Source organism: Stenotrophomonas sp. 10L48, from assembly GCF_056395105.1.
This window is the reverse complement of the sequence record NZ_JBFTIX010000008.1, coordinates 55,438-67,827: the sequence shown is the minus strand read 5'-3', so window position 1 is coordinate 67,827 and position 12,390 is coordinate 55,438. Positions and strand designations below refer to the sequence as shown.

General features: G+C 68.0%; 10 protein-coding genes. 3 read left to right on the top strand and 7 right to left on the bottom strand.

Annotation, left to right across the window (positions count from 1 at the left end; genetic code table 11):
* Positions 1 to 11: 11 nt before the first annotated feature.
* The gene (locus AC1DCU_RS14465) at positions 12 to 1,457 is read left to right on the top strand and encodes an FAD-dependent oxidoreductase (RefSeq protein WP_025876048.1); all 1,446 of its coding nucleotides are present in this window, start codon (positions 12 to 14) and stop codon (positions 1,455 to 1,457) included.
* Here the strand turns inward: AC1DCU_RS14465 and AC1DCU_RS14460 are convergent.
* Positions 1,443 to 3,866, bottom strand: coding sequence for a response regulator (locus AC1DCU_RS14460; protein ID WP_442251722.1), 2,424 nt, complete (start codon positions 3,864 to 3,866; stop codon positions 1,443 to 1,445). The two genes, AC1DCU_RS14465 and AC1DCU_RS14460, sit on opposite strands and share 15 nt — an antisense overlap.
* Before the next feature lie 163 nt (positions 3,867 to 4,029).
* Between AC1DCU_RS14460 and AC1DCU_RS14455 the strand changes: the two genes are divergently transcribed.
* Positions 4,030 to 4,899, top strand: coding sequence for a methylglyoxal synthase (locus AC1DCU_RS14455; RefSeq protein WP_442251721.1), 870 nt, complete (start codon positions 4,030 to 4,032; stop codon positions 4,897 to 4,899).
* 363 nt (positions 4,900 to 5,262) lie between these two features.
* On the opposite strand, the gene AC1DCU_RS14450 is transcribed toward AC1DCU_RS14455, so the two are convergent.
* The 3 genes from AC1DCU_RS14450 to ttcA are packed head-to-tail and all read right to left on the bottom strand — an operon-like array spanning position 5,263 to position 7,940.
* Entirely contained in the window at positions 5,263 to 6,042 is a 780-nt protein-coding gene (locus AC1DCU_RS14450; RefSeq protein ID WP_025875417.1) for a M48 family metallopeptidase, read from the bottom strand.
* 59 nt (positions 6,043 to 6,101) lie between these two features.
* Positions 6,102 to 7,007, bottom strand: a complete 906-nt coding sequence (locus tag AC1DCU_RS14445) for a recombination-associated protein RdgC (RefSeq protein ID WP_025875418.1) — start codon at positions 7,005 to 7,007, stop codon at positions 6,102 to 6,104.
* Between the two features lie 36 nt (positions 7,008 to 7,043).
* Positions 7,044 to 7,940, bottom strand: a complete 897-nt coding sequence (gene ttcA / locus AC1DCU_RS14440; protein WP_032978410.1) for a tRNA 2-thiocytidine(32) synthetase TtcA — start codon at positions 7,938 to 7,940, stop codon at positions 7,044 to 7,046.
* 90 nt (positions 7,941 to 8,030) lie between these two features.
* Between ttcA and AC1DCU_RS14435 the strand changes: the two genes are divergently transcribed.
* The gene (locus AC1DCU_RS14435; protein WP_032978412.1) at positions 8,031 to 8,234 is read left to right on the top strand and encodes a YdcH family protein; all 204 of its coding nucleotides are present in this window, start codon (positions 8,031 to 8,033) and stop codon (positions 8,232 to 8,234) included.
* Between the two features lie 109 nt (positions 8,235 to 8,343).
* On the opposite strand, the gene AC1DCU_RS14430 is transcribed toward AC1DCU_RS14435, so the two are convergent.
* Genes AC1DCU_RS14430 through AC1DCU_RS14420 form a run of 3 tightly spaced genes read right to left on the bottom strand, consistent with a single transcriptional unit; the run spans position 8,344 to position 12,280 of the window.
* Complete coding sequence (locus AC1DCU_RS14430) at positions 8,344 to 8,694, bottom strand: hypothetical protein (RefSeq protein WP_032978415.1); 351 nt, start codon at positions 8,692 to 8,694, stop codon at positions 8,344 to 8,346.
* Positions 8,691 to 11,327: a glycerol-3-phosphate 1-O-acyltransferase PlsB gene (gene plsB / locus AC1DCU_RS14425; protein WP_025875424.1), complete on the bottom strand. Its 2,637-nt coding sequence runs from the start codon at positions 11,325 to 11,327 to the stop codon at positions 8,691 to 8,693. Before plsB ends, AC1DCU_RS14430 begins: the two co-directional genes overlap by 4 nt.
* Positions 11,327 to 12,280: a hypothetical protein gene (locus AC1DCU_RS14420; protein WP_025875426.1), complete on the bottom strand. Its 954-nt coding sequence runs from the start codon at positions 12,278 to 12,280 to the stop codon at positions 11,327 to 11,329. The genes plsB and AC1DCU_RS14420 overlap by 1 nt, the downstream gene beginning before the upstream one ends.
* Positions 12,281 to 12,390: the final 110 nt, after the last annotated feature.

The following is a 12,390-nucleotide window of genomic DNA, read 5'->3' as shown; positions in this document are numbered from 1 at the left end:
CAGAGTCCGCCATGAGCCGCAAGCACGCCTTCCAGTTCCTCGACCTGCCCCGGACCATGCCGCAGCGCATCCCGGTTGAACTGCGCACCTCCGGCGACTGGGGTGAGCTGTACGGAAAGTTCGGCAAGGAGGATGCGCAGTACCAGGCCGGCCGTTGCCTGGACTGCGGCAACCCGTACTGCAGCTGGAAGTGCCCGGTGCACAACGCCATTCCGCAATGGCTGCAGCTGGTGCAGGAAAACCGCATCCACGAAGCAGCCACGCTGTGCCACAGCACCAACCCGTTGCCGGAAGTGTGCGGCCGGGTGTGCCCGCAGGATCGCCTGTGCGAGGGCAGCTGCACGCTGGAAGAGTTTGGTGCGGTCACCATCGGCGCGGTGGAGAAGTACATCGTCGATACCGCGCTGGCTACCGGCTGGCGGCCGGACATGACGGCGGTGCAGCCCACCGGCCACACGGTGGCGGTGATCGGTGCCGGCCCCGCGGGGCTGGCCTGTGCCGACCGCCTGGCGCATGCCGGCATCACCGCGGTGGTCTACGACCGTTACGAACAGGTCGGTGGCCTGCTGCAGTTCGGCATCCCCAGTTTCAAGCTGGACAAGGACGTGATCCGTCGTCGTCGCGACGTGCTGGAAGGCATGGGCGTGCAGTTCCGCCTCGGCGTGGAGATCGGCCGCGACATCAGCCTGCAGCAGCTGCTGGACACCCACGATGCGGTGTTCGTCGGTACCGGCGCGTATCGCTACACCGATGGTGGCCTCGACGGCCAGGACCTGAAGGGCGTGCTGCCGGCATTGCCGTTCCTGGTGCAGAACAGCCGCATCGTCGGCGGCGATGATCCGCAGGGCCGCCCGATCGCCGGCTGGGAAGACCAGATCGCCCTGCCCGACCTCAATGGCAAGCGCGTGGTGGTCCTCGGCGGTGGCGACACCGGCATGGACTGCGTGCGCAGCGCGGTGCGACTGGGCGCGGCCAAGGTCACCTGTGCCTACCGCCGCGACGAAGCCAACATGCCGGGCAGCGCGCGCGAAGTGGCCAACGCGCGCGAGGAAGGCGTGCGCTTCCTGTTCAACCGCCAGCCGCTGTCGATCGAAGCCGGCGCCGATGACGAAGTGATCGGCGTCACCGTCATCGAGACGCGCCTGGGCGAACCCGATGCCAACGGCCGCCAGAACGCGGTACAGATCGAGGGCAGCGAGTCGCTGCTGGAAGCGGACGTGGTGATCATCGCGTTCGGTTTCTCGCCCAGCGTGCCGTCGTGGCTGGCCGAGCATGGCGTGGAGGGCCAGGCCAACGGCCGCATCCTCGCCGGAGGCAAGGGCAAGCTGCCCTTCCAGACCGCACATCCCCGTCTGTTCGCAGGGGGTGACGCAGTGCGCGGTGCCGACCTGGTGGTGACCGCCGTGGCCGAAGGTCGCGACGCCGCCGCCAGCATCGCCCGGCTACTGGCGCACTGACAGATCGAGCGGCATCAGCACTGCGGCCAAGGTGGCATGCAGTGCCTGGCGGTCGACCGGCTTGGCGATGAAATGATCGATGCCAGCGTCGAGGCAGGTCTGGCGGGTACTGTCGAGCACGCTGGCGGTCAACGCGATGATCGGCACCCTTGCCGCGTCGGCACGGGGATCGGCGCGGATCGCGCGGGCCAGGGCAAAGCCGTCCATGCCCGGCATGTGGCAGTCGGTGATGACCAGCGCGAACCGTTGCGTCTGCCACGCCTGCCAGGCCTGCTCGCCATTGGCTGTGGCATGCACCTGCAGGCCCAGATCCCGCAGCTGTCGCACCAGCAGCTGCAGGTTGGTGGGATGGTCTTCGGCAACCAGTACCCGTACCGGCGGCAATTCGTGCAGGCCAGCCGCATCATCACGATGCTCCACCGATGGCGCCTCGCAGGCCGGCAGGTACAGGTCCAGCCACACCGTGGTGCCCACGCCCGGCGTACTGCACAGGTGCAGTTGCCCGCCCATCGATGCCGCCAGGTCCCGGCAGATCGCCAGGCCCAGGCCGCTGCCACCGAAGCGCCGGGTGGTGGAGGCGTCGGCCTGGGTAAATGCTGCAAATACCGCCCGCTGGCGCTCCCGGCTGATGCCCACGCCGGTATCGGTCACCTGCAGCCGCAGTTGCTGGCCGTGCGCGCGCTGCTGCAGCACCCGCACCTGCAGGTCCACCCCACCGTGCAGGGTGAATTTCAGCGCATTGCCTGCCAGGTTGAACAGGATCTGGCGCAGGCGCAGCGCATCGGCCAACGATCCACGCTGCAGCGCAGGATCCACCTCGCAGCGCAGATGCAGCCCTTTGCTTGCCGCCACCGGCACCAGCAGGCGCTGCACCGCACGCAGCAGTTCGGCCAGGTCGGTGGGCAGGCACTGCGGTGGCTGTGGGCCGGACTGCAGGCGTTGGCTGTGCAGGACGTCATCAAGGATCTGCCGCAGCATCTGCGCGGCATCATCGATGGTCGCCAGTACCTGGCGCTGGCGCGCATCGAGTGCGCCGCCGCCGAAGCGCTCCAGCATTCCCAGCAAGGTGCTCATCGGCGTGCGGATCTCGTGGCTCATGGTGGCCAGGAAATGGCTCTTGGCGGCAGCATCCTGCTCAGCATCACGCCGCGCATCGTTCAGTGCCTGCGTGCGTGCGCGCGCCTCGGTGACATCCATCCAGTATCCGCTCCATTCCACGCCGCTGTCGCTGCAGGCAATCGGGCGCCCGTGCGAACGTACCCAGCGCCAGCCGTTGGGGCCGCGCGTGCGGAAGGTGATGTCGATGGGCCCGCGCACCAGCGCGGCGGCATCAACGCAGGCCAGCACCGAGCGGCGGTCCTGCGGATGGACTGCTGCCAGCAGGCTTCCATGGTCGACCCGCGCGGTATCTACGCTGATCCCGAACAGGGCATGCACATCGCCGGCAATGTGGGGAACGCTGTACTCGCCGGTGCTGCTGCGCCGCGCCTGGTACACCACCGCCGGCAGGTTGGCGGTGACTTCCTGCAGCCGCTGCTCCAGCGCCTGCCTGCGCAGGCCTTCGCGGTGCAGTCGCCAGTAACCGAATGCATGCACCAGGCCCATTGTCAGCAGCATCAGCAGCACCGCGATCAAGCCGCGTAGGGGCGACACCGGCGGCACGTGGCCGCGGCGAGGGGATGTCGAGACCCAATGGGCCCGCAATGCCTCGCGCTGTTCCTCCGTCATGCCCGCCTGCAGTTGGTTGAAGCGATCCACCAAGTGCGCGCACGCCGGCAGCGCAGCCAGTACCAGTGCGTCGCTGAAGCCGGCCGGCGCCGCTACGTCCAGCGCGCCGCCAGGCTGATCGCGCAGCGCCGCTTCCACTTCCACCAGGTTGCCCACCACTGCATCGATCTGGCCGCTGATCAGCAGCTGCAGCGCCTTGTCCAATGCCGCCACCTGCAGCAGCGGCACATGCGCGCCCGACTCCTCCAGCACCCTGGCAAGCGGCACGGTGTCGAGGCTGGCCACGCCGCGACCGTGCAGTCCGTCCAGGCCGTGGATCGGCAGCGCGTCGGGGCGTCGCACGATCACCTGCGGCACCTGCAGGTAGGGCACGCTGGCCACCCAGCCTTTCGGCGTCTGCGCGCGCGGCCAGCCAAGCACGGCGTGGGTCCCGGCAGGCAGCGCGGCAGCGGCCAGCGCCGTCGCCGCGACCGGTGTGGCACGCAGCGTGGGCACCTGTTCCTGCAGCAGCGCCAGATAGGCGGCCACCAGCCCCTGTGGCGTGTCGTCCTGACTGGACGACAACGGCGCACGGTCAGCGGGATAGGCAAGCAGGATGGGGCCTTCGCACTGTCCGGCCCAGGCCGGCGCCGACAACAGCGACAGGGCGGCGATGCGGGCCAAAGGGCCAGCGACATTCACGGTGGACATCCTCATGTCGCAGGCAGGGGCATGGCCGCATCGCGGTGCGACCTCCTGCCACGCTAGCGACGCCCCTGCCAGCAACAATGAGGAAATTTGTAAAACCCTCCGAAACCGTCAATAGCGACATACACTGCCGCTTCTACCGATCCCGGAGCTTTCGATGCGCATCGGCCTGGCCGCCAACCGTCTCCATCACCACGACGCGCGCGCGGCACTGTTCCGCTGGCTGCGCGCCAGCGAACCCGGGCTGCGCGAACTGGGCGTGACACTGTGTGCGGTCGGCCGTACCCACGACGCGATCCAGCGCAACAGCTTCCTTGCCGGCTACGACGGCCTGCAGCGCTATCCCTACGGTCGCGACGGCGGCTTGATGAAACTGGTGGCCGAAGTGGTGGGCATGGGCGCCGAGCGTACGCTGGACGGTGCGGTCTATCTGATGGATCCGGTGGACCCTTCCTCGGTTTTCCCCGAGGCGACCGCGCTCAAGCGCCAGTGCGTGATCCACGGCAAGCCTTTCATTTCCACCGTGGCCACCGCCCGCGACTGGATCGAGGTGGAGCGCATCCATGCTGGCCTGGCTGCCGATACAGGCGCCAACGACCTGCATGCATTCGAAGGGCAGACGCTGGCGTTGATCGCGCACGATGCGATGAAGCCGGCGATGCTGGCCTTCGCCGATGAACACTTCGACGTACTGGCGCGCTTCGGCGAACGCGTCGCCACCGGTACCACCGGCCAGCGTTTGAACGAGTTGGCCTGGAGCCGCGGCTGGCCAGCGGATGCGGCATGGGTGACGCGCTACCAGAGCGGGCCGATGGGCGGCGATGCGCAGATTGCCGACCGCGTGCTGGAAGGCCGTTGCCAGCGCGCGATCTTCTTCGAAGATCCGCACGTGGCGCGCCAGCACGAAGCGGACATCCAGCTGCTGGAGCGGGCGGTGACCACGGTGACCGATCAGGCGGTGTGCATCACCGCGCCGCGCGTGGCTGCGCGGTGGGCGGAGGCGGCGGCCCTGCGCGCGGGTCGATGAGGTTTGCGGCCAACGGCTGAGCCGCTCGTGGTGGCCGTTCAGATCAAAAGCCGTGCTTGGCCGGGCGGGGTGGATTGCGCAGGGGTCGCTGCAAGTACGTCCATGTAAGCTCGGTCGCCGCATCCATGCGGCTCACGCCCCTGCGCAACCCACCCCGCCCGGCCACGGATGGTTTCCGTGCTGACCACGGAAGAGAAAAGGAAGAGCAGGAGCAAAGCGGGTCGCGCGCTGTGCGCGCTTCAGTAGAGCCGATTTTGCTCGACTGCGCCGCCGGCTCTATGGAGTGGAGCCCCTTCTGTTGAAGGGGCGCGCCGAAGGCGGGGGTAGAGGAGGAATGCGTGGGCAACTGCTGTAGCGCAGGCGCTACAGCAGTTGCCGGAGCATCGCTTTCAGGCGTCGCCCTTCCAGCTGGAAATAGTCGCGCTGCTCGCGCCAGTCGGGGAAGCGTTGTTCCACTTCGTGCCAGAACGCGGGCGAGTGGTTGGCCTGGATCAGGTGGCAGAGTTCGTGCACCAGCACGTACTCGAAGGCGGCGGGACGGCCCAGTACCAGTGCCAGGTCCAGCGCCATGCTGCCGTCGGGGGCCAGCGAGCCCCATTGCGAGGACATCACCTTCAACCGCAGGCGGCTGGGCGCGCGCGGCAGGCCGGGCAGGTACTTCGGCAACCAGCGGCCGACATCGGCGCGGGTCTGTGCTTCATAGAATTCGCGCAGCAGGCGGCGCAGGGTCGCATCGCCGCCACGGCTCGGCCACTGCACACAGGCACCGTGTTCGTCGATTTCCAGCCGTGCGTAGCGGCCTTCCTGCCAGCGCAGCGGCAACAACTCGCCGCGCAGCGGCAGCACCCCTTCAACGCCGGGCTGCAACGCGGCGGGCAGACCATGCCCCTGGTAGTGGCGCAGCTGCAGCCCCAGCCATTCGCGATGCAGTTCGAGGAAGCGCTCGCCCATCACCAGGCTGGCACGCGGCGGCAACGTCAGTCGTGCGCCGCGCTCATCGACGCTGAGCTTGATCCGGCGCGCGCGTGGATCACGCACGCGCAGTATCTCGATCTCGACATCCTCCAGGCGCAGGCGAACGGTATCGCGCTGCACGGTGGCGGGTGGGACCGGCGAGATCAGGCGGCGCAGCAGACGGCTCATGGTCCCAGCATAGCGCCGTGCGAGGCCGCCGGATGACCGGCGGCCGACGGCCTGCCTGTTCAGTCAGCCTTGCTGAGCTTGAAGGCTTCTTCAAGCAGCAGGAACAGGCGACGGATCTCCGCACTCTGCAGGGCGAAGCGGGCGTCGAACTCGGCACGGCGGCCGTCTTCGTCGGCATGTTCCAGCTGGTCCAGCGCGCCGTCCAGGAACTTCAGCTTGCGCACGATCAGGTCGTCGCCCAGCACGAAGGACAGGTTGTCCTCGAACACCAGGGCCAGCTTGGTGACCTGCTTGCCGGCATCCAGGTGCTTGTCGATCTCGTCGCAGCGCAGTTCCTGATGCTGGCACTTGACCACCGCGCCGCCTTCCACCGGGTCCTTCATCTCGCACTCCTCGCCCAGGCTGAAGCCGGTGGGCAGGGGCTCGCCGGCGATCCAGCCGGTCAGGATCGAACGCGGCGCGACTTCGGCGTTCAGCGGCATCGCCGGGAAGCTGCCAAGCAGGCCGCGGATGTCGGACATGAAGTATTCGCCGGTCTTGCGGCTGGAGGTGTCCACCGCCACATAGCCGTGCAGCTGGTCGATGAAGGCATCGTTGCGCGAGGACTTCACGAAGGCGCGCGGCAGCAGTTCATGCAGCAGGTCGTCCTTCATGCGCTTGCGCTCGCGGCCACCGGGGCGGCGGCCTTCCTTCTCTTCGATCTCCTCCAGCTTGCGCTCGAGCAGGTCGTTGACCACCGCGCCCGGCAGGATCTTGTCCTCGCCACCGACGGTCAGCCACAGGTGTTCGGCAATGCGGTGCGAGAGCACTTCCTTCTCTTCGCGGCCGAATGGCGAGATGAAACCACGCGAGTTCATTTCCAGTGCGCCCACCGGCTTGAGCAGGGCGTGCGGCAGCAGGGTATCGACTTCGGAAAAATCAGTGGCAGTCGGGAAGCGGAAGAACGTCAGGTTGCGAAAGAACATGGAATTCCGGTGTCTGAAGAAGAAGGGCGCCCGACCTTAAACGGCAGGCGTCTCGGGAACTGCGTCGGCCGGCCAGGCATCGGCATGCGCCGCATCGCCACGGCGGCCCAGGGACATGAAATCGAACAGGGCGGCATCGGCCAGCTGCGCAGGTCGCACGTCGGCCATTGCACGTGCAATCTGTTCAATGCGCCCCGGATGGTCCTGGTCCCACTGCTTGAGCATCAGGCCGACCTGCCGACGCTGCAGGTTTTCCTGGCTGCCACACAGGGTGCAGGGAATGATCGGGAAACGGCGCGCCTGCGCGTACTGCGCGATGTCGTGCTCGCGCACGTACGCCAGCGGGCGGATCACCACGTGCTGGCCATCGTCGCTGAGCAGCTTCGGTGGCATGGCGGCCAGCTTGGCGTGGTGGAACAGGTTCAGGAAGAACGTGGCCACCACATCATCGCAATGGTGGCCCAGTGCGATCTTGCTGAAGCCATGCGCCTTGGCGTGGTTGTACAGGGCGCCACGGCGCAGGCGCGAGCACAGCGAACACATCGTGCGGCCTTCCGGGATGACCCGGCTGACCACTGAATACGTGTCCTGCTCGATGATCTGGTACGGCACGCCCAGCCCGGCCAGGTACTCCGGCAGGACGTGCGCGGGGAAACCCGGCTGTTTCTGGTCCAGGTTCACCGCCACCAGTTCGAACGGCACCGGCGCCTTTTTCTGCAGCTGCAGCAGCAGGTCCAGCAGGGTGTAGCTGTCCTTGCCGCCGGACAGGCAGACCATGACCTTGTCGCCCGCTTCGATCATGCCGAAGTCGGCGATGGCCTGGCCGACCTGGCGGCGCAGGCGCTTGCCCAGCTTGTCCGCCCCGAGCCCGTCCACGCGCGGATCGCGCGGAACGCGCTGCGGGGGATCGGGCAGGGAGATCACGGCGGACATGGCGCCATTCTACCGGCTTGTGGCAGCCCGGACCCGGGGTCGGGATTCCCCTCTCCCGGCAGTCATCGTCGCTGTGTATGCTCGGAGACCGTGGACACCTACAACCCCGCCGAAATCGTCGAACACCTCGTCGCCCTGCGCGCCGAGCACCGGTCGCTGGATGAACAGATCGCGCGCATGGCCGCCAACGGCGAAGATGAGCTGGAGTTCAAGCGCCTGAAGCGGCGCAAGCTGCAGCTGAAGGACTGCATCACCAAGCTGGAAAGCCTGCAGATTCCGGACGAACCGGCGTAACCGGTGGCCCATCCACGCATGGCGTGGATCTACTGGCCTACGCCGCCCCGAACGCCGATGGCACAGCGGCAGCCTATGGATCCACGCCATGCGTGGATGGGGCCCTGCATCAACGCGGCAGCGCCAGCTCCGCACTCCAGGCCGCCTCACCGTCCACGGTCAGGTCGCAGCGGCGCACGTTGTCGGCACCGGAACAGCGCAGACCCAGCGGGTGCCCGTACCAGTCACCGGCAAGACCCTGGCGAGCGGCGGATTCATCACCGCTGATGCGCACCTCGCCGGCCAACCACAAGCGGTAGCGCACCGGTTGCCCGGCCTCGATACACAGGCGCACCGGCGCATCGGCCAGGCGCCCGGGCAGGTTGTCGTCCACGCAGGCTTCTGCAGCCTGCGCCGAAGTAGCCGCAAGGCCTCCGGCCGCGATCAACGCGGCCAGGCCCGACAGGCGCCGCAGGTTCAATCCTGCGGTGCCGGTTCGTCCGGGCGCGCCGCTTCCGGGCTGACCCGTTCGATGGTGTGGCGCAGTTCGCGGCCGAGGATGAACTTGGCATCCTTGGCCCAGGCGTCCAGGCGCTCGTCGAACAGCAGCTTGCTGTTCTCGTCCGGCCACACCAGGCGCAGCTCGCGCAGCTTCTGGATGAAGCCGCGGAACAGCGACTTGTCGAAGAACTCCGGCGCGGCCGGTGCATAGAGCAGGCTCAGGCGCTGTGCGGCCTGCTGGCACAGGCTTTCCAGCTCGGCGGCGCCGAGCGTGCCCGGGCCGTTCTTCACCAGCACCGAAATGGCGATGTAGTAGCGCTCGAATGCCTGCTGCAGCGAGTGACCGATCGCGCGCAGGCGGAACACTTCGTCGGTCTGCCCGGTGTTGCGGGCAAGGATGCCGCCGTCGTCTTCGTTGACGTTCTGCAGCAGGCCCTCACGCACGAACACGTCGATGGTCTGGTCGATGCGCTGGGCGAACTCGTCCTCGGTCCACGGCAGGAACAGTTCGGCCTGCAGGAACGGGTACACCGTGCGGCCCAGCTGCACCAGGCCGGTGCGGCTCATGCGGCGGTTGTTCTGGAAGCAGCAGGCCACCCACGACGATGCGGTGAACAGGTGCACCACGTTGTTGCGGAAGTAGCTCAGCAACACCGCGGTATCACCGCTGACGCTGAGCACGTCGCCCAGCGGGTGCTTGATGCGGGTGAGGACGTTGATTTCTTCGGCGTGGGCGATGATCCGCTCCGGCGAGTGCGGGGTCACCGTCACCCGGCCCGAATACGGCATCTCCACCAGCAGGGTCTTGCACAGCTCGATCTGCGCGATCAGGTCGGCCTCGCCCATCGCATGCTTGGGCGTGGACAGCAGCGCCAGCGCCAGCAGGTTGATCGGATTGACGTCGGCCGCGCCGTTGATGCGCACCTGGATGCGCTCGGCCAGGGTATCGACGGTGGTCGACAGCCACGAGGGCTTCTCGTCCTCGGACACCGCCTCGCCACCCCACTCCGGAGCCTTCTCGGCCAGCACATCGTTCAGCGCGATGGGTTCGCCGAAGTTCACCACCACCTGGCCGTAGTTCTGCTTGAGCACCTTGGGGATGCCCCACAGCAGCTGCCAGATCGATTCCTTCTCCTTGGGCCGCCCGGACAGTTCATCCAGGTAGCTGCCGCCTTCCATCAGCTTCTCGTAGCCGATGTAGATGGGCTGGAACAGCACCGGCTTGCGCGGCTGGCGCAGGAACGCACGCAGGGTCATCGAGATCATGCCGCCCTTGGGCTGCAGCAACCGGCCGGTACGCGAGCGCCCGCCCTCGACGAAGTACTCGATGGAATAGCCACCGGCGACCAGCTGCGCCACGTACTCGCTCAGCACCGCCGAATACAGCGCGTTGCCGCGGATCGAGCGACGGATGAAGAACGCACCGCCCTTGCGCAGCAGGGTGCCCACCACCGGCAGGTTCAGGTTGATGCCGGCCACGATGTGCGGCGGCACGATGCCGCGGTCGTACAGCAGGTAGGACAGCAGCAGGTAGTCCATGTGGCTGCGGTGGCTGGGCACGTAGACCACTTCGTGGCCCGGCGCTGCGGCCTTGAACTTGTCCAGGTGGTGCACCAGCACGCCGGCGTAGATGCGGTTCCACACATGGCTGAGCATGAAGCTGGCCGAGCGCACCACCGGGCTGGAATAGTCCGCGGCGATTTCCCAGGCGTAGGCGTGCGCCTTCTTCCAGGCATCGCTGGTTTTGCTGTTGTCGCGCTTGGCCTGCGAGGCGATCGCCTCGCGCACCGTCTCGGCGGCCAGCACCTGGTCCACCAGCAGGCGCCGGGTCGACAGGTCAGGACCGATCACCGACTCGCGGATGCGGCGGAAATGGGTACGCAGCACGCGCTGCAGCTTGCGCACCGTACGCTCGGGCTCCAGGCCCTCGTCGACCGTGCTGCGCAGCGAGATCGGCGGTGCGAAGCGGACGATGGTGTTGCGGCCGTTCAGCAGCAGGCCGAGCAGGCGGCGGAAGCGGCCGACCAGCGCCCAGTTTTCCGAGAACAGCACGGCGAACCAGCCGCTCTGCTTGTCCGGGGCGCGGCCGACGAAGATCGACACCGGCACCAAGTGCACATCCAGGTCGTCGCGCACGCGATGGGCCTGCAGGACCTTGGCCAGCGAATCGGAATGGGTCTTGGCGCCGCGCTGCTCGGGAATCAGCGAGTTGCTCGAACTGCGCCGCGACAGGGCCAGGTAGGCGCGCTTGCGGCCGGTGGGGTCACCGGCCAACGGTACCAGCGGCGAGGGCAGGCCAGCCTGGCGGCAGGCCTTGTCCAGGATCAGCGCGTTGGACAGGCCGTAGTCTTCCAGCACGTACATGACCGGGCGGCCATCGTTGTACTGGCCCGGGTCTTCCGGCTCGATCTTCAGCGACAGCCAGGGTTCCACCAGGCGCCCGAGCAGGCGCGCCCACAGCGGGCGGCGGCCGGCAGGACGCGCGTGCACAGGCGTCGCCGCCGGCGGCGTGCCGGCGTCGGTCGAGGGGGACGCCGGCGCCGTGTCGGCGGGCGTCGGCTGGGATTCTTCGCCGGGGAACGGCAGCGGGTTCTGTTTCGACATCGACGTCATTATGGCTTAGCCGATGGCGTTGCCGCTTCCCCATCGGTTGTCGGGGCGGGCACAGGGTCCGGAGCGGCGGCGGCGCGCGCCGCATCGGCCTGCCGCAACAGGGCATCGGTATCGGCCAGGGTACGGGTCAGGTACCAGTGACCCTCGCGCCGGCTCAGCGGCACCTGCACGGTCATCGCGCGGCCGGCGAGCTCGTACTGCAGGCGCACCAGGGCATTGTCGCCCTCCACCGACAGCAGCTCACCGCGCACGCTGCGCAGCGCCTCGTCCACACCCAGGCCATAGCTGGCCAGCACCGCCTTCAGCGTGTGGATGAACGGCGCCAGCTGCTGCAGGCTGCCTTCCATGCCTGCGGCCTGCAGACCGGCATCGTCCTGGAAACCCACCTGGGCGGCGGCGCCGACGAGGGCGGCGATGCTGCTGCGGGCTCTGGCGCGGTCGCTGATCGGGGCATCCTGCGCCCAGGCGGCCAGGGTCTGCACCAGCTGGATGTAGTGCGCCTGCTGGCCGGGCGTATAGCCCTTCTGGTGCCGCAGGTACTGCACACCGAAGTTGCCCATCGACTGCGCGGCCTGGCGCACGGCACGGGCCTGGCCGGCCAGCTGGCGATCGAAACTGCGCTGCAGCTGCACGCTGGCGCCGGGCTCACGCAGCGCCGCCAGCATCGGCAGCAGCTGGTCGCCCAGCGGCAGTCCGGTCAGCGGCCACTGGCTGTGGCCGTCGGCCCAGGCCTGCTGCAGGCGCTGGTACTGGCTGGGGGGCACCGACAGCTTTGCATAGCCGACCAGGTCGTCCTCGGCCAGCCGTTGCGCCATCGCCTGTACCGCAGCGACAGGTTCAGCCGGCGCGGCGGCCGGATCACTGCCGGATTCACGGCACGCGGCGATGGCCAGCAGCAGCATGGCCGCCAGCCCCCATCCCCGCGCAGACCTTCCTCGCATTACCACGCTCATGCAATCGGACTCCCCGGACCGGTCCGCATCTTGCGGCCTGCGACGTGACAGCGGCAAGCCGGGGCGTCACGGTTTCTGCCATGGCGCGCACTGCGCGGTGGATCCACGCC

Bases quoted from the DNA above. Each gene is read 5' to 3' on its own strand.
- plsB (WP_025875424.1), bottom strand. From the start codon at position 11,327: ATGACGTCGATGTCGAAACAGAACCCGCTGCCGTTCCCCGGCGAAGAA.
- AC1DCU_RS14450 (WP_025875417.1), bottom strand. From the start codon at position 6,042: ATGAGCCGTCTGCTGCGCCGCCTGATCTCGCCGGTCCCACCCGCCACC.
- AC1DCU_RS14420 (WP_025875426.1), bottom strand. From the start codon at position 12,280: ATGAGCGTGGTAATGCGAGGAAGGTCTGCGCGGGGATGGGGGCTGGCG.
- ttcA (WP_032978410.1), bottom strand. From the start codon at position 7,940: ATGTCCGCCGTGATCTCCCTGCCCGATCCCCCGCAGCGCGTTCCGCGC.
- AC1DCU_RS14445 (WP_025875418.1), bottom strand. From the start codon at position 7,007: ATGTTCTTTCGCAACCTGACGTTCTTCCGCTTCCCGACTGCCACTGAT.
- AC1DCU_RS14455 (WP_442251721.1), top strand. From the start codon at position 4,030: ATGCGCATCGGCCTGGCCGCCAACCGTCTCCATCACCACGACGCGCGC.
- AC1DCU_RS14465 (WP_025876048.1), top strand. From the start codon at position 12: ATGAGCCGCAAGCACGCCTTCCAGTTCCTCGACCTGCCCCGGACCATG.